This is a genomic window from Dactylosporangium cerinum (genome assembly GCF_042653625.1).
Lineage (GTDB): Bacteria > Actinomycetota > Actinomycetes > Mycobacteriales > Micromonosporaceae > Dactylosporangium > Dactylosporangium cerinum.
On sequence record NZ_JBHSIU010000066.1, the window covers coordinates 271106 to 285922 of the forward strand.

The window sequence follows — 14817 nt, forward strand, 5'->3', positions numbered from 1 at the left end:
GCTGCGGACAGGCGCGCGGATGAGGTGTACGAAGACTACGACGAGGAACGCGAGCGGGCCGAACGGCGACCCCGGGAGGCGCTGTCACCGGCGACCGTGACCCGGGCCGTCCTGCGGGACGTCGCGGAGCTGACCGGCAAACAACCGTCGGGTGTCACGGCCCTGGAGCGCGACGACGACGGCTGGGTGGTGGAGGTCGAGGTCGTCGAGGAGCGGCGCATCCCGTCATCCGGCGACATCCTGTCGATCTACCGGGCGGAGGCCACCGCTGCCGGGTCCTTGACCGGCTTCCGCCGGATCCGCCGCTACCAGCGCGGGCAGGGCAACGACTAGGCGGTATGCGATGACCCAGGCAGCCCACTCCGGCGCGATGTTCGGCCCGAGCTCCGCGAACCCGGCGACGTCCGGGCACGAGCCGGCCAACCTCGGCGACATCCTGGAGCGCGTCCTCGACCGTGGCATCGTGATCGTGGGCGACATCCGGGTGAGCCTGCTGGACATCGAACTCCTCACGCTCAAGCTGCGGCTGGTGGTCGCCTCGGTCGACACCGCGCGCCAGATGGGCATCGACTGGTGGGAGCACGACCCGTGGCTCACGTCCCGCGCGCGTGGAGAGCTGCCCGAGGGTGCGGCCGGCGCCGACGCGCTCGAGGCCAAGGCCGGGGCCGAGGCGATCGACACCCACCCGGCGCACCGGCAGGTCCGGCGTGGCTGACAACCGGCAACCTGCCGGTGTCTGGCTGCACGCCGTGACCCGCGACGCCGATCCCTGCGGGCTGGACGGCCTCACCGGGATCGGCGGTTGCGCCGTGCGCACCGTCCAGGCCGGGGGACTGGTCGCGGTGGTCAGCTCCGTGGACCTGGCGCAGTTCGGGGAGGAGCCCCTGCGCCGCAACCTCGAAGACCTGAACTGGCTGGAGACGGTCGCCCGGGCCCATCACAGCGTCGTCGAGGCGGTTGGCCGTTCCCGCCCGGTGGTTCCGGCCCGGCTCACCACCGTCTACCGCGACGATGCCCGGCTCCGGGCGATGCTCGAGCAGCGGCGCGGCGACTTCGACGCCGTGCTGGACCGGGTCAGCGGCCGGACGGAATGGGGCGTGAAGGTGTATGCCGTACCGACCACCGCACCGTCGTCCGAACCCAGCGGCAGGAAGGCCTCCGGCCGCCCGGGAACCGCCTACCTCCAGCGGCGCCGCGCGCAGCTGTCGGCCGAGGACCAGCGGTGGCAACTGGCGGTGGCCGACGCTGAGGAGGTGCACGCGGCGCTCACCGCCTTCGCCGCCGCGGCCCAGCGACATCCGCCGCAGGACCGCCGCCTCACCGGCCGGACGGAGCCGATGTTGCTCAACGGCGCGTACCTGGTCGAAATGCGGGACTCGGATCGGTTCGGGGACGCGGTCACCGCGCAGGCGGCCCGCCACCCAGGGCTCCACCTGGAGCTGACCGGGCCGTGGCCGCCCTACTCGTTCGTCACGATCGACGAGGAGCCACCGTGATGACACCGCCGGCGAACGGCACCGTGGCGATGCCCGAGCGGGTCGCCCTGGTCGACCTGCTCGACCGGCTGCTCTCCACGGGCGTGGTCATCACGGGCGAGGTGACGCTGTCCATCGCCGACGTCGACCTGGTGTACATCTCGCTCCGCGCGCTCGTCGCGTCAGCCGGCACGGTCGCTGCCGATCCGCCCGCCGGCGGAGACGGGGCACCGTGACCGGGCCCGAGCCGCCGGTCCGTCGGCTGGGCCAGCGCATCGAGGTCGACCGCGACGCGGTTGAGCACGGATTCGCCAGTCTGGTGCTGACCGTCGTCGAGCTGCTGCGCCAGCTGATGGAGCGGCAGGCCCTGCGCCGGGTCGACGTCGGTGACCTCACCGACGACCAGATCGAGCGGATCGGGGAGACCCTCATGGCGCTGGAGGAACAGATGGCCGAACTGCGCGAGCACTTCGGCCTGTCGCCCGAGGACCTCAACCTCGACCTCGGGCCGCTCGGACCGCTGCTGCCGCGCGACCCACCGTGACCAGCCAGGGGTTTCCACAGGTCGGCGACTTGCGGAAACCCCTTTGCACCGCCCGGTTTTCCCGCCTGGCGTAGCTCAGGCGGAGAGCAGACCACCATCGATGACCACGGATTGTCCGGTCAGATAGGCGGAGCCCGGACCGAGCAGATACACGATGAGGGCGGCCACCTCCTCCGGATCGCCCTGCCGACCCAGCGGCACCCGCGTGACGATGCCGTTCAGGGCGGCCTCGGTGTCGGCCTGGGCGCTCCAGTACGGATCGTTGAACGGGGTGTCGATCCACCCCGGGCACACGCTGTTGACGCGAACGCCACGGCCCGCGAGCTCGACCGCCAATGATCGGGTCAGGCTGATGAGCGCACCCTTGGACGCGGCATAGGCAAACGTGCCGGGGCTGCCGCGGTGGGCCGCGGTCGAGCCCGTGAACACGATGCTGCCGCGGGTGTCGGCCAGCGCCGCCGCGGCCGCCTGGGCCAGCAGGTAGGGCGCCCGCACGTTCACCGCCATGGTCGCTTCCCAGGCCTCGAACGCGAAGGCCTCCAGGGGAGCGACGACGTGCAGACCGGCGGTCACGACAACGTGGTCGAGCCGCTCGAATGCCTCCAGGGCGGCGTCCACGGCGGCCTTCGGCGCGTGCCGGTCGGCCAGGTCGTGGTGCCCCACGACGATCCGCCCCGGGGCCTCCTGATCCGCCACCTCCCGGGCCGCCGAGTCGTTGACGTCGGCCAGGTAGACGTCGGTCCCGGCGGCGCGCAGGGCCCGGACGGTTGCCCGTCCGATGCCGGTGGCGCCGCCGGCGACCAGCGCGACGGTCACTCGCCGGCCACCGCGTACGCCCGGTAGTTGGCCGATCCCGGCCCGGCCGCGCGGTTCTTCACCACGGCGGCCGCGCGGTAGACCGCCGAGCTCGGCGTGGCATCACGGACGACGGCCGGGACCTCACCGCCCTTCGCGTCGCTGTCGGCCAGGGCGTCGAGGATCCGTGCGAGGAACTGGGGCAGGTCATTGGGCAGCTGCGAGGTGATGAGGTTGCCGTCGACCACGACGGCCTCGTTGCGCCAGTCGCCGCCGGCGTGAATCACGTCGTCCTTGATGACGGGGACCGACGTGACGGCCCGCCCCTTCACGATGTCCGCCGTCGCCAGCAGCCACCCCGCGTGGCAGATCGCCGCGACCGGGGCGGCCCGGTCGTTCAGGGCGCGGACGAACTCGACGAAGCGCGGTTCCCGGCGCAGGTACTCGGGCGAGAAGCCGCCGGGCACGATCACCGCGTCGAAGTCGTCGGGCGACACGTCCGCGATGCCGACCTCGGCCACCGCCGGGTAGCCCAGCTTGCTGGCGTACACCTCGCCCGCGCGGGAGCCCACGATCGTGACCTGTACGCCGGCCTCACGCAGTCGCAGGACCGGGTACCACAGCTCCAGCTCCTGGTACAGGTTCTCGGCCAGGACGGCCACTCGAGCCTTCTGCAGTTCCATTCAGTCCTCCGTCAGACCGCAATCGACAGGATGCGTCGGGGGTTGTGAATCATGATCTGGTCGAGCTGCTCGTCGGTGACGCCCTTGGCCTTCAGGCGCGGCACCCAGCTGGTGAACATGTAGTTGAGGTTGACCTTCTCGTTCTCCAACTGCGGGTCGGTCTCGGTGACCGTCGCCCGGGGGTTGAAGAACCACCGGTCGAACGACAGGACGATGCGGTCCAGGTAGCCGTCCTCGATGAGCTCGATGAGGGCGTTGGCCATCGCCTCGTCCAGCTCTTCGGCGCTGCCGACGCGCCAGGGGATGCCGATGTGGTCCAGCTGGACGTTGGCGCCCATCTTGAGGACCTCGCGCATCATGTTGACCTGCGGCGGCACGAAGGCGTGGCCGATGATCACCTTGGAGAGGTCCATGCCGACCTCGTCGAGGATCTCGAGCTGCTCGCGTCCCGGGTTCGTGACCTCGAAGTCCATCGGGTCGATGTGGGTGTTGATGCCGCAGCCGGTCGCCATGGCCGCCTTGCCGGCCGCCCGGATCAGGCGGTCCTCCACCTCGTGGACGTGGCGGCCGTACGCGCCCACCGGGCTCGGCTTGGGAAAGACGCTCTCCTGACCAGTGGCGATCTTGATGGCGCCGGCCTTGTACGGCGTCTGCTGCCAGGCGAACACCATGCCCTCGGTGAGGTCACGCACGAAGAAGTCGGTGAGCTCCTCGACGGTCTGCCGGCGCCAGTAGTACGGCACGCCCATGCGTTCCGGGAAGAACCCGGTGATCGCCACGACGTTGATGCCGGTGCGCTTGGCGACGTCCACCATGAACTGCGGGTGGCGGCCGACCTCGGCTGGGGTCATGTCGATGAGGGTGTTGTAGCCGTTGGGGATCATGCCGGTGACGATCTGATCGCTGACCCGCTCGACGGCGGCGGGGTGGTCGAACACGGTCCGGTGGTCCAGCTCGGCCCCGGGGTAGCCGTAGAGCAGGTGCTCGTGGGTGAGGATGCGGCCCGACTCCTCGGCCGGGACGTCACCGAGCACGGTACGGAAGATCTGCATGACGAACGCTCCTTCGACGTCGGCGAACGGGGCTCAGCCGGCCAGCTCGGTCCGCAGCCGGGTGAACAGGGAGGGAAGGGCGTCGGCGTCCACCGCGACGCGGTCGGGATCGACGTCGAGGACGAGCTCCCGGACCAGGTGGGCGCCGGAGCCGCTGGCGAAAATGGGCACCTCCGCGGCGCGCAACCGGCGCAGGAGCGTCACCTGCTCGTCGCTGGCCGCCGGGCGGCCGGTCACCGTCCCCGGCACGACCAGTGCGTCCACGTCCTCGGACACGACCTCGTCCGGGACCGTGTCCCCGAGGATCGGGTAGCCCAGGTGGCTCTCACACGGGCCGTCCCCCGGACCGACGACCTTGACCTCCGCCCCCTCCTCCCGGGCGCGCAGGACCGGGTACCAGAACTCGAGCTCCTGGTAGCCGTCGAAGGCGAAGACGACGATCGAACGGTTGGACAACGTCATGGGGAGTGACCTGGCCTCTCAAGAGAACTGGTCTATTACATGAACCAGTTGCAGTTTGCCACACGATGGATCGGCTGGGAAGTTCGTCAGGAGCCGGGCCGGGCCGCTACAAAGCCGCGGTGAACCTGTCGAGTGCGTGCGACGCGGCCCCGAGCAGTGCCGCGTCCTCGTCGTCGCCCACGTGGTGCAGCTCCGTGCGGGCCCAGCGCGGCCGGGTGCGGTCCCAGTGGGTTCGCACCGCCCGGCCGAACCACGTGTCCGGGGCCAGGGGCGCCCCGGCAAGGACGATGCGCTGCGGATCGTGCGTCGCGACGATCGTGCGCAGGCCGGCGGACAGGGCGAACGCGGACCGGTCGAGCACGCCGGCCGCCTGGCCGTCGCCGTTCTCGGCGGCGTCCTGCAGGTCTCCGGCGTGCAGGGCGCGTCCGAGCTGTGCGCGGGCGGCGAGCAGGGGACTCAACCCGTCCTCCGCGAGCGCGCCCGCGGCTTCGGCCAGGACCCGTCCGGAGACCAGCGCCTCGAGGCAGCCGGTGCCGCCGCAGGGGCAGCGGGGGCCGTACACATCGACCACCACGTGGCCGAAGTCGCCGGCGCCGCCGAGCCCGGAGTCCAGCGAGCCGTCCCTGATCACCGCTCCGCCGATGCCGGTGCCCATGGTCAGGACGGCGGTCGTGCCGTGCGGCCAGCGCGCCGCCACACCCAGCGCGGTGGCCTGCGCGTCATTGAGCAGATAGGTGGGCAGCGGCAGGTGCGGGCGCAGCGCCGCCGCGACGTCGGTCCCGTCGGTGAAACCGAGGTTGACGGCGGTGCCGACGATGCCTTCCTGCACCACGCCCGCGAGTCCCACGCCCACCGCTGCCGGAGGCGGGGTCAGGTCCGCGGTGGTGTGCAGGACCATCTCGGCGACGGTGGCGTACTGCTCGGCCAGGCTCGCCGGCTTGGCGCGGCGGTCTTTGCGCACGATCCGGCCGCCGGACACGGCGGCCGCCCGGATCCAGGTCCCACCCCAGTCGACGGCGGCCACGATGGTGTCGTGACCGCCGCCGACCGCGATGTCAGGCAACGCAGCCCGGCCGGTACTCGCCGGCCACCGAGAAGAGGCACGTGGCGGGCTCGTGGCTCATGTTGTAGAACGAGTGCGGCGTGCCGGCCGGGATCCGCACACCGTCCCAGGCGTCCAGCTCGACCCACTTCTTCGTGCCGGTCAGCTCGACGTGCAGGTTGCCCGACTCCACGAAGATCACCTTGTCGGCGCCGTGGCTGTACACGTCGCTGCGCTGGCCGCCCAGGAACGACATCTTCCCGCCGGTGAGGTGCTCGGTGCTGGCCAGGATGCCCACGAGGATCTCGCGGCCCCGCGTGGTGCCCTCCATCCGCCAGAGGATGTCGGCCTCCCGGATCATCCAGGTGGTCCGCTCGCGCGGAGTGTCACGGGCCATCGGCCAGTTGCCGAGCAGCTCGTCCTGGCCCTGCTTCGGCGGGCCGTCGAGCGGGGGCTGGGCGCGCGCGTAGGCGCCGCCCGTTCCGGCCTTGGGGGCGGGCTGGAAGAACTCGAGCATCCGCAGCTGCACGTTGCTGTGGTTCCACTGGTAGTGCCAGGTGTCCTTGCGGAAGAAGATGGCCTCGCCGGGGTTGACCACGAAGACCTCGCCGGTGACCGGGTTGCTCTGGACCATGCGCCCTTCGAGCACGTAGAAGAGCTCGTCGGCGCCGAACACCGTGGGGTGCTCCGGCGAGGAGATTGCGGAGCCGTTCGGCGGCATGCCGACAATATTGAGGTTCATCGTTGCGTCGTCGGCGTAGAACCAGTCGCACAGCCGCCCGGTGGTCTCGTCGCCCCATGTGCGCCGCTCGAGGTCTCGATACCGAAGGACCTGCGGCTCGCGGATGCTCTCGTCTGTCATGTCGCCCTCTCGTGACGCCAACTGGTCTGTATTCTAGACCAGTCTGGAGGACCGGGTCGTGCGTGTCAATCGGATCCGCCATGCGCGGCAAGGGCGCTAGGATGCAGCGCACACACGAACCAACCGAGGAGTGGCAGCCGTGGCGAAGGCACTCGACCTCAAGGTCTCCCTGGCCCGGGTGGAGGGCCGCAACAACGCGGTCGAGGCCTACCGCGCCCTCCAGGAAGCGCTGACCGTGGGGCAGTTCCCGGCCGGCACCCGGCTGCCCGGTGAGCGCACCCTGGCCGCCGAGCTCGGGGTCAGCCGGGCGACGCTGCGGCAGGTGCTCAGCGCCCTGGCCGATGCCGGCCGGATCGTGCCGTCGCCGCAGCGCGGCTGGTTCGTCGCGGAAAACCGGCTCGTGCACGAGCCCAACCGGCTGCGCGGGCTCAGCGAGGTCGCGCGCGAGCGCGGCATCGAGGCGACGTCCCGGGTCGTGCGGGCCATGATCCGCCCGGCCACGCTGGCCGAGGCGGAGGTCCTGGGCATTGACGCCGCCCAGCCGGTGGTCGACCTGCGCCGGGTCAGGTTCCTGGACGGCTCGCCGCTCAGTGTCGACCACTCGTGCCTCGATGCCGCCCGGGTGCCCGGCATCGAGGACGTCGACTTCACCGGCCAGTCGCTCTACGACGTGCTGCGCGACCGGTATGACATCGCGGCCAGCCGGTGCGACTACGAGCTCGCGGCGGAGGCGGTCAAGGCGCGCGAGGCCAAGGTGCTCGGCCTCGAGCCCGGCGATCCGGTGCTGGTCGGCTACCAGAAGACCTTCGACCAGCACGATCAGTGTTTTGACGTGGGCCGTCAGCTGTACCGCGGGGACTCCTACCGGTTCCAGGCGTCGCTGTTCCGCTTCTAGTCCTTCATCTTCTGGCCCTTCGTCTTCTAGCCCTTCATGGCGCCCGATGCCATTCCCTGCATCAGCCGCTTCTGCATGATCAGGAAGAAGATCACCACGGGAATCGTGAAGATCACGCTCGCCGCCATCACTCCGCCCCAGTCGGTGTAGTAACTGGAGAAGTACTGCTGCAGGGCGACGGGGAGCGTTTCGATCGCGGGCCGCTGCATGTACGTCGCCGAGAACATGAGCTCGTTCCACGACGTGATGAACGCGTAGACGGAGCTCGCGGCCAGCCCCGGCCACGCCAGCGGAAACACGATCGACCAGACGGCGCGCAGCCGGCTTGCCCCGTCGACCAGGGCGGCCTCTTCGAGCTCGAACGGGATCTCCACGACGAATGAGCGCAGCATGAACGTGCACAGGCCCACGGTCAGGGCCAGGTGGCTCAGGGTCAGCCCCTGAAACGTGTTGAGCAGGCCGGCGTTGCGGAACAGCGTGAACAACGGGATGACGAGGATGGTCTGCGGCAACAACTGCGTGACGAGGATGACGACCGTGAGGATGTGCCGGGTCCGCAGCCGGTAGCGGGCCAGGGCGTAGCCCGCCAGCAGGGCGATCAGGCCGGTCAGCACCGTCGTCGCCACGGCGACGATGAGGGAGTTGCGGAACTGGGTGGGGATGTTGCCGTCGAGCAGGTGCGTGTACCGCTCCACGGTCGGCGACGTGACGATGAACCGCGGGGTGCGGGTGAACAGCTCGCTGTCGGGCTTGACCGACGTGACCAGCATCCAGAAGAACGGGAACAGGCTGCTCACCACGATCACGGCAACGAGCAGGAACAGCGCCCCACGGCGCAACAGCGACGTCATCGAACGTCCTCTCGGTTCAGCCGGACGTACAGCACGCTCACCGCGGCCAGCATGAGGAACAGGACCACGGCCATGGCCGCGGCGGAGCCCTGATCGAGCTGCGCGAACGCCTCGAGCCAGGTCAGCAGGGACAACACCTCGGTCGAGTGGTCCGGGCCGCCGGGCGGTGTGGTCATCACCAGGAAGTGGTCGAAGGACTGATACGCCCAGATGGTCGAGATCGTGGTCATCACGACCAGCAGGGGGCGGATCATGGGCAGCCGGATCCGTCGCAGGATCTGCCAGGCGCTGGCGCCGTCGACCCGGGCCGCCTCCACCACTTCACCGTGGGTGCCGCGCAACCCGGCGAACAGGGAAACCGCCACGAAGGGGACCGAGTGCCAGACGACAGCGACGGTGATGGCGACCATGGCCGGTGTACCCGTGCTGAACCAGGAGTAGCCGTTGAAGGAGTCGAGGCCGAACCAGTTGACCAGCAGCCAGTTGACCACGCCGTACTGGTCGTCGAACATCCACTTCCAGACGATGCCCGACGCGACCCGCGGCATGGCCCAGGGAAGCAGCACGATGACGCTGAGCACCCTGGCCGCGCGGGGTGCGGCGTCAAGGACCAGGGCGATGGCCAGACTGAGCAGGATCGTGGTGACGACCACCGCGGCCGCGAACAGGGTCGTGCGCAGCAGCGCGGCGGTGTAGTTCGGGTCGGCGAAGATGTCGCGGTAGTTCTGCAGCCCGACGAACGGTCCGCTCTGCAGGTACTCACCGTCGAAGAACGACAGCCAGATCGTTCGCGCCACAGGGTATCCGACCACGCCGACGATCACCGCGAGCAGCGGCGCCAGGAAGGCCCACGGCAGGAATCGTCTCTCGAAGCCCTGCTGCCCGTGCAGCAAGCGCCGCTCGCGCAGCGCCCTCGGGATGGCCGAGGACGCCGCGCGACGGATCGTGGTCTTCACATTCTTAGCCAATTGCCTGGTTCACCTGGTCCGCGAGTTCCTTCATGGCGACGTCGGCCGTCTTCTTGCCGCTCATGATCGATTGCATGGCGTTCACGATGGAGTTGGCCCCCTCGACCTTGCCCCAACTGGCCACCGGGGGAATGGAACGGGTGTGGTCGGCCTGCTCGGCGTACGCCTTGAACAGCGGGGCGGAGAATGACCCGGTGGCCTTCTCCTGGGCCAGCGCGTCGTTCGTCGCCGGGAGCAGACCCAGGTTCGAGGTGACCGGCACGAGGTTTTCCTTGGTCATCATGAACTTCACGAAGTCGTTCGCCACCGCCTTGTTGTTGCACTCGCGGAACACGGCGAGGTTGCTGCCGCCGGCGAACGTGTCGTTGTTCCCGCCCGGCCCCTTGGGCAGGACGGCCGTGCCCAGTTTGCCCTCCAGATCGGGGCTCTGTTTGAGAATGGTCCGCAGGTCCCACGATCCGCCGACCATCATCGCCGTCTGGCCCAGGCCCATGGACTTGTCGACGTCGGCCGCGGTCCAGGCCGAGGCGCCGGCGGGCGACAGGCGGTCCTTGGTCAGCAGGTCGGAGTAGAACTGGAACGCCTGGACGGACTGCGTCGAGCCGGCCTCGGAGACCCACTTGTCGCCGCTCTGCTTGGCGATCTCCCCGCCCCAGTTCCAGATCAGCGGCAGGTAGTACCAATGCGCGCCGCCGATGATGCCGAACCCGTTGACGCCCTGGTTCTTGGCCTGAATGGCCAGGGCGTCCTCGCGCAGCTCCTGCCAGGTGGCGGGGGCCGCGGTCTTGCCGATCGCCTCGAGCATGTCCTTGCGGTAGATCAGGGCGCGGACACCGGTGTCGTAGGGAACGGCGTAGGACTTGCCCTTGAAGATGGTCGACTCGATCATGCCGGGCACGTAGGTGCCCTGCAGCGTCTTGGGGTCGTTGGCGTAGACCTCGAGGGCGTTGAGCGCCGCGAATTCGGGGGTCCAGGTGTTGCCGATGAGCGCGACACAGGGAACGCTGCCACCGGCGATCGAGGTCAGGTACGTCTGGTGTGCGTCTTTACCGAGGAACCGGAGGTTCACCTTGGTCCCCGGATGTGCGGCGGCGTAGTCGTCCGCCAGTTTCTGCATGATTGGCTGCTGGGCGTCCCCGATGGGGTCGCCCATCCAGAAGTCAATGGTTCCCTTGATCTCGCCCGAGCTGTTTGCGCCCGGGTCGCTTGCTCCACCACAGGCCGCGAGGGCCAGGGCCCCCGTCAGCCCGATGGCCACGGCGACACGGCCGCGCCAGAAGTTCCTTGCACGCATCGCTGCTCTCCTCTGCTGGGGACTGAAGACCTGCCAAACGCGGGGTACGCAGTGCCTCCGAACCTGTCCACCTGCCCGGCTGTCTGACAGCCGGATAAGTTGTCCCTCAGGGTGCACCGTGGTGAGGTGGATCGCAAGGGCCTCCGCTCGGTTCGTTACGAAGTTTCCTTGCGTCCGGGGCCCGCAGTTTGGTACACACGCGGGAGTGATCAGTTTCGGATCGCCGCTGGTCAGCAGCGGTATCGACCGGTCGCGAGACGGCTCGGAAGGATGAACATGTAGTAACGCGACTCAGTATCTTGACCTTGTGCTGGCAGGTCAAGAATGGTTTGGTCGTAGGCATGTTCCTGCGATTCACCTCGCGGACCAACGCCGACGGCGCGGTGGTGCGCTATGTTGCGCTGGCTCACAACCGGCGGGTGGACGGGCAGATCAAGCCGGACGTCCTGATGAATCTGGGCCGGGAGGACCAGGTCGACGTGGCCGGGCTGCAGCGGCTGGCCGCGTCGATCGGCAGGCACTTCGGCGGCGATGAGCCGGCCGGTGCCGCGTCGGCGGGTGCGGCCGCCCGGGCCGCGTCGCTGGAGGTCATCGATGTCCGGACCATCGGAGCCACCTGGCTGCTCGACGCGCTGTGGCACCGCCTCGACGTGGGTGCGGCCGTGCGTGCGGCCACCGGCGCGCGGCGGTTCACCGCCGGCCTGGAACGGGCGTTGTTCGCGCTGGTCGCCCACCGGGCGGTGGCCCCGATGAGCGGGCTGCCGGCCGCGGAATGGGTGCGCGAGGAGGCCGCCGTGCCGGGGCTGTCCACGATGGACGATGAACACGTCCGCCGGGCGATGGATCTCCTCGTGGGCACGGACACACAGGCGCGGGTGCAGGAGGCGCTGTTCCTCGCCGGGACCGACCGGCTCGACCCGTTGTTCTTCGACACCATCCAGTTCGCCTGCGACGACGGGGAGCAGATCGTCATCGGCCTGGCGGTGACCAAGGAAGGCATCCCGGTCCGCTGCTGGTGCTGGCCGGGTGGCGCCGGTGACGACGCCGTCCCGGCCGAGGTCCGCGACGACCTGCTGGACCGGCATCCTGGGCGGGTCATCACCGTGGTCGAGCGTGCCTTCTCCGGCGCGGACGACCTGGCCGGCCTACGCCGCGCCGGCGAGCACTACATCGCCGGGATGCGCATGTGCGACGGCAACCGCCTCGTCGCGGCGGTGCTGTCCCGCCCGGGCCGTTACCGGCACGTCCGCGACGACCTGCGCGTCCGGGAGATCCGCCTCGACGGCCAGGACGCCCGGTTCGTCGTGTGCCACGATCCGGACCAGGCGCAGCGCGACCGCCGGGAGCGCGACGAGGCCATCGTCCACATCCAAACCGAACTGACCCGGATCGCCGACCAGTACGCCCGAGACGAAGCCGCCCGCGTGCGGGCCGAGTGCACGCTCCGCGACCACCCCACCCTCGGCCGCTGGCTGATCCGGCTGCCCGACGGGCGCCTGAAGGTGGACCTGGCCAAGGCCAAGGCCGAGGCCAGGCTCGACGGCAAGTTCCTCATCGCCACCTCCGACCCGCACATCAGTGCCGAAGACGTCGCCCTGGGCTACAAGAATCTCCTGGAAGCTCGTGACCTCAAGGCGTGGCTGCTGCCCGGAGCGGCCGCCCACCGCTCGGGACAGCGCATCCGCGCGCACGTGCTGATCTGGTGGCTGGCGCTGCTGCTGATCCGCGTCGCCGAGCACTCCAGCGGTCAACCCTGGCGGACCATCAACCGGCAGCTCGGGCGGGTGGCCCAGGTGACCCTCACAGGTCCGGCCGGCACCGTCACGCAGACCACGCCGCTGGGCCCCGAGCAGGCGGCCATCTACCGGGCGCTGAGCATCCAGCCGCCGGCCCGGGTCACCGCGTCCGCGCCCGGTCGCCGAGGAGCTCGCGGGCGTTCTCGCTGAGCACGGCCGACCGATGCGTGTCGCCGAGATACTCGCGCAAGAGGGCGAAGCGCTCGGCCACCTCGTCGAGCGACGAGAACGGGAAGTCCGTTCCCAGCACGACCCGCGAGTCGTCGATGAAGGACAACAGCGCGCCGAGGTCGGCGGCGGTGTGGGACAGCGCGGTGTCATAGCGGAACGCCGCCAGCGCGCGCAGGACGCCGCCCTGCGCAGCGACGGCCGTGAGCTCCGGCATGCCTTCGGCCAGCACCATGCGCGGAGCGACGACCGGCATCGCGCCGCCGCAGTGCGAGAAGACCCACCGGATTCGCGGAAATCGGCGCGGCACATCGGTGAGGAGCAGATTCGTGATGAGGCGCGTCGAGTCGAAGAGATACTCCAGGACCGACGGCCGGATGGGGATCTCGCCCTCGGGCCACCATGCGGGCAGCACCGGATGCACGTGGATGAACGCACCGCGGTCGTTCAGGGTTTCCAGCAGGCCGTCGAATTTGGGATGGCCGACGTACGACCCGGCGTAGCTGGTGAGCAGGCCGACGCCGACGAACTCCGGCCGGTCGAACACCCGCTCGACCTCGGTGAGCGCGGCATCGACCGAGGGCAGCGGCAGGCAGGCAACCGCCGCGAACCGGCCGTCGCCATCGCGGACCACTTCGGTCAGCTCGTCGTTGGTGTCCCGGCACAGGGCCGTGGTGAAGGTCTGATCGCCGAAGTAGAACCCGGGTGAGGCGACGGACAGCACGGCCAGGTCAATGCCCAGCCGATCCATCATCCGGACCGAGTCCGCCGGCTCCCACACCGGAAACGGGGCGCCCGGCTGAGCCTGGATTCCCAGTGCCGTCAACCGGCTGACATAGGACGCCAATGGCGCGTGGTGGTGAAAGTCGACGATGGTCATGACACCAGCTCTCGGACGGCACGGATGGTTCGCAAGAGGTCTTCGGGCCCGCCCGCCTCGTGGCCGTTGAACTGCCACACGGTCATCTCCTTGGGCCCGGCGTAGGCATTGTATGCAGCGAAAACGGTGGAAGGCGGACTTACGACGTCATGCAGGGCGACGCAGAACCGGCCGGGACAGGCGGCCCGGCGGGCGAAGGACACGGCGTCGAAGTAGGCGAGGGTCTCGAAGGCGCGCTCCACCGAACCGCGGTGGGCGGCCAGCCATCTGACGATCTCCCCATGGGGATTGTGGTCCGTCACCTCTACTGCGCGCCGGAAGGCGGACAGGAACGGCACATGCGGCATCGCCAGCCGGACATCGTCCCGCAGGCCGGCTGCCACGAGCGCCAGGGCACCCCCCTGGCTGCGTCCCGTCACCGCGATCCGGTCGCCCGCCACGGCCTCGTGGGTCGCCACGGCATCGACGAACCGGTACGCGTCGGTGAACAGGCGGCGGTAGTAGTACCGCTCGGGATCGAGGATGTCCCGGGTCATGAACCCCGGCGCGGACGGGCCCGCCCCATGCGGGTCCGCGGTGTGGCCGGCCCGCAGGGCACTGCCCTGGCCGCGGGAGTCCATGATGGCGTGCGCGAAGCCGGCACTGGCGTAGGCGAGCGACTCGACCGGGTGCCCGCGTCCGCTGCCGTAGCCCAGATACTCCACCACCAGCGGCAGGGGACCGGTTCGCTCGTGCGGCAGCAGCAGCCAACCCCGTACCTCGTCCCCGGCATATCCGCCGAAGGTGACGTCGTACACGTCAACGGTCCGAACCAGCGCGTCCACCCGCTCAAACCGCGGATCGAGGGCATGCGCGCCCTGTTCGTGCAGGGTCCGGCTCCAGAAGGCGTCGAAGTCCCCGGGCTCGGGGTGCGGGTACTCGTACCGCACCAGTTGATCGAGGGGAAGGTCCACCCGCATTGCGCGACTCCTGTCTGACAGTCCGACAGGAGTCTAGGCAACGACGACCCCGCCGGGGAAGGGACAACTTGTCATGCAACCTGATAGCCTG

18 protein-coding genes are annotated in these 14817 nt (G+C 69.7%); 7 read left to right on the forward strand and 11 right to left on the reverse strand.

Annotated elements, in window-relative coordinates; genetic code table 11:
* Positions 1-24 precede the first annotated feature (24 nt).
* From gvpO to ACFPIJ_RS43585, 5 genes are read left to right on the forward strand one after another with little or no spacing between them, the layout of a single operon-like run.
* The gene (gvpO, locus tag ACFPIJ_RS43565) at positions 25-333 is read left to right on the forward strand and encodes a gas vesicle protein GvpO (RefSeq protein ID WP_380124821.1); all 309 of its coding nucleotides are present in this window, start codon (positions 25-27) and stop codon (positions 331-333) included.
* A gap of 10 nt (positions 334-343) precedes the next feature.
* Positions 344-715 carry a gas vesicle protein GvpJ gene (gene gvpJ / locus ACFPIJ_RS64600; protein ID WP_460492432.1) on the forward strand — a complete coding sequence of 124 codons (372 nt, stop codon included), beginning with the start codon at positions 344-346 and terminating at the stop codon, positions 713-715.
* On the forward strand, positions 708-1496 hold the full coding sequence (locus tag ACFPIJ_RS43575) for a GvpL/GvpF family gas vesicle protein (protein ID WP_380124823.1): 789 nt from the start codon (positions 708-710) through the stop codon (positions 1494-1496). The genes gvpJ and ACFPIJ_RS43575 overlap by 8 nt, the downstream gene beginning before the upstream one ends.
* Positions 1496-1711, forward strand: coding sequence for a gas vesicle protein (locus ACFPIJ_RS43580; protein WP_380125415.1), 216 nt, complete (start codon positions 1496-1498; stop codon positions 1709-1711). Before ACFPIJ_RS43575 ends, ACFPIJ_RS43580 begins: the two co-directional genes overlap by 1 nt.
* On the forward strand, positions 1708-2019 hold the full coding sequence (locus ACFPIJ_RS43585) for a gas vesicle protein K (protein WP_380124825.1): 312 nt from the start codon (positions 1708-1710) through the stop codon (positions 2017-2019). Before ACFPIJ_RS43580 ends, ACFPIJ_RS43585 begins: the two co-directional genes overlap by 4 nt.
* Before the next feature lie 75 nt (positions 2020-2094).
* Here the strand turns inward: ACFPIJ_RS43585 and ACFPIJ_RS43590 are convergent, their stop codons facing one another.
* From ACFPIJ_RS43590 to ACFPIJ_RS43615, 6 genes are all read right to left on the reverse strand, one after another.
* Complete coding sequence (locus ACFPIJ_RS43590; RefSeq protein ID WP_380124827.1) at positions 2095-2835, reverse strand: SDR family NAD(P)-dependent oxidoreductase; 741 nt, start codon at positions 2833-2835, stop codon at positions 2095-2097.
* Complete coding sequence (locus ACFPIJ_RS43595) at positions 2832-3497, reverse strand: type 1 glutamine amidotransferase domain-containing protein (protein ID WP_380124829.1); 666 nt, start codon at positions 3495-3497, stop codon at positions 2832-2834. Before ACFPIJ_RS43595 ends, ACFPIJ_RS43590 begins: the two co-directional genes overlap by 4 nt.
* Positions 3498-3508: 11 nt before the next feature.
* On the reverse strand, positions 3509-4549 hold the full coding sequence (locus tag ACFPIJ_RS43600; protein WP_360572170.1) for a phosphotriesterase family protein: 1041 nt from the start codon (positions 4547-4549) through the stop codon (positions 3509-3511).
* Between the two features lie 33 nt (positions 4550-4582).
* The gene (locus ACFPIJ_RS43605; RefSeq protein WP_380124832.1) at positions 4583-5011 is read right to left on the reverse strand and encodes a DJ-1/PfpI family protein; all 429 of its coding nucleotides are present in this window, start codon (positions 5009-5011) and stop codon (positions 4583-4585) included.
* A gap of 106 nt (positions 5012-5117) precedes the next feature.
* Complete coding sequence (locus ACFPIJ_RS43610; protein ID WP_380124834.1) at positions 5118-6074, reverse strand: ROK family protein; 957 nt, start codon at positions 6072-6074, stop codon at positions 5118-5120.
* On the reverse strand, positions 6067-6915 hold the full coding sequence (locus ACFPIJ_RS43615) for a cupin domain-containing protein (RefSeq protein WP_203849672.1): 849 nt from the start codon (positions 6913-6915) through the stop codon (positions 6067-6069). Before ACFPIJ_RS43615 ends, ACFPIJ_RS43610 begins: the two co-directional genes overlap by 8 nt.
* A 139-nt stretch (positions 6916-7054) precedes the next feature.
* Between ACFPIJ_RS43615 and ACFPIJ_RS43620 the strand changes: the two genes are divergently transcribed.
* Positions 7055-7810, forward strand: coding sequence for a GntR family transcriptional regulator (locus ACFPIJ_RS43620; protein ID WP_380124836.1), 756 nt, complete (start codon positions 7055-7057; stop codon positions 7808-7810).
* Positions 7811-7836: 26 nt separating this feature from the next.
* Here the strand turns inward: ACFPIJ_RS43620 and ACFPIJ_RS43625 are convergent, their stop codons facing one another.
* Genes ACFPIJ_RS43625 through ACFPIJ_RS43635 form a run of 3 tightly spaced genes read right to left on the reverse strand, consistent with a single transcriptional unit; the run spans position 7837 to position 10887 of the window.
* Positions 7837-8661 (reverse strand): carbohydrate ABC transporter permease, encoded by an 825-nt coding sequence (locus ACFPIJ_RS43625; protein ID WP_380124838.1) that lies wholly within the window; start codon positions 8659-8661, stop codon positions 7837-7839.
* Entirely contained in the window at positions 8658-9617 is a 960-nt protein-coding gene (locus ACFPIJ_RS43630) for a carbohydrate ABC transporter permease (RefSeq protein ID WP_380124840.1), read from the reverse strand. Before ACFPIJ_RS43630 ends, ACFPIJ_RS43625 begins: the two co-directional genes overlap by 4 nt.
* A gap of 4 nt (positions 9618-9621) precedes the next feature.
* The gene (locus tag ACFPIJ_RS43635) at positions 9622-10887 is read right to left on the reverse strand and encodes an extracellular solute-binding protein (RefSeq protein WP_380124842.1); all 1266 of its coding nucleotides are present in this window, start codon (positions 10885-10887) and stop codon (positions 9622-9624) included.
* 377 nt (positions 10888-11264) lie between these two features.
* Between ACFPIJ_RS43635 and ACFPIJ_RS43640 the strand changes: the two genes are divergently transcribed.
* Entirely contained in the window at positions 11265-12869 is a 1605-nt protein-coding gene (locus tag ACFPIJ_RS43640; RefSeq protein ID WP_380124844.1) for an IS1634 family transposase, read from the forward strand.
* Here the strand turns inward: ACFPIJ_RS43640 and ACFPIJ_RS43645 are convergent.
* Entirely contained in the window at positions 12820-13767 is a 948-nt protein-coding gene (locus ACFPIJ_RS43645; protein ID WP_380124846.1) for an amidohydrolase family protein, read from the reverse strand. The two genes, ACFPIJ_RS43640 and ACFPIJ_RS43645, sit on opposite strands and share 50 nt — an antisense overlap.
* Positions 13764-14726 carry an acetylxylan esterase gene (locus ACFPIJ_RS43650; RefSeq protein ID WP_380124848.1) on the reverse strand — a complete coding sequence of 321 codons (963 nt, stop codon included), beginning with the start codon at positions 14724-14726 and terminating at the stop codon, positions 13764-13766. Before ACFPIJ_RS43650 ends, ACFPIJ_RS43645 begins: the two co-directional genes overlap by 4 nt.
* Positions 14727-14817 lie beyond the last annotated feature (91 nt).

What these genes read in the sequence shown, in the direction of transcription:
- ACFPIJ_RS43580 (WP_380125415.1), top strand. Translation starts at nt 1,496, where the DNA reads ATGACACCGCCGGCGAACGGCACCGTGGCGATGCCCGAGCGGGTCGCC.
- ACFPIJ_RS43625 (WP_380124838.1), bottom strand. Translation starts at nt 8,661, where the DNA reads ATGACGTCGCTGTTGCGCCGTGGGGCGCTGTTCCTGCTCGTTGCCGTG.
- ACFPIJ_RS43605 (WP_380124832.1), bottom strand. Translation starts at nt 5,011, where the DNA reads ATGACGTTGTCCAACCGTTCGATCGTCGTCTTCGCCTTCGACGGCTAC.
- ACFPIJ_RS43595 (WP_380124829.1), bottom strand. Translation starts at nt 3,497, where the DNA reads ATGGAACTGCAGAAGGCTCGAGTGGCCGTCCTGGCCGAGAACCTGTAC.
- ACFPIJ_RS43640 (WP_380124844.1), top strand. Translation starts at nt 11,265, where the DNA reads ATGTTCCTGCGATTCACCTCGCGGACCAACGCCGACGGCGCGGTGGTG.
- ACFPIJ_RS43615 (WP_203849672.1), bottom strand. Translation starts at nt 6,915, where the DNA reads ATGACAGACGAGAGCATCCGCGAGCCGCAGGTCCTTCGGTATCGAGAC.
- gvpJ (WP_460492432.1), top strand. Translation starts at nt 344, where the DNA reads ATGACCCAGGCAGCCCACTCCGGCGCGATGTTCGGCCCGAGCTCCGCG.
- ACFPIJ_RS43600 (WP_360572170.1), bottom strand. Translation starts at nt 4,549, where the DNA reads ATGCAGATCTTCCGTACCGTGCTCGGTGACGTCCCGGCCGAGGAGTCG.
- ACFPIJ_RS43645 (WP_380124846.1), bottom strand. Translation starts at nt 13,767, where the DNA reads ATGACCATCGTCGACTTTCACCACCACGCGCCATTGGCGTCCTATGTC.
- ACFPIJ_RS43650 (WP_380124848.1), bottom strand. Translation starts at nt 14,726, where the DNA reads ATGCGGGTGGACCTTCCCCTCGATCAACTGGTGCGGTACGAGTACCCG.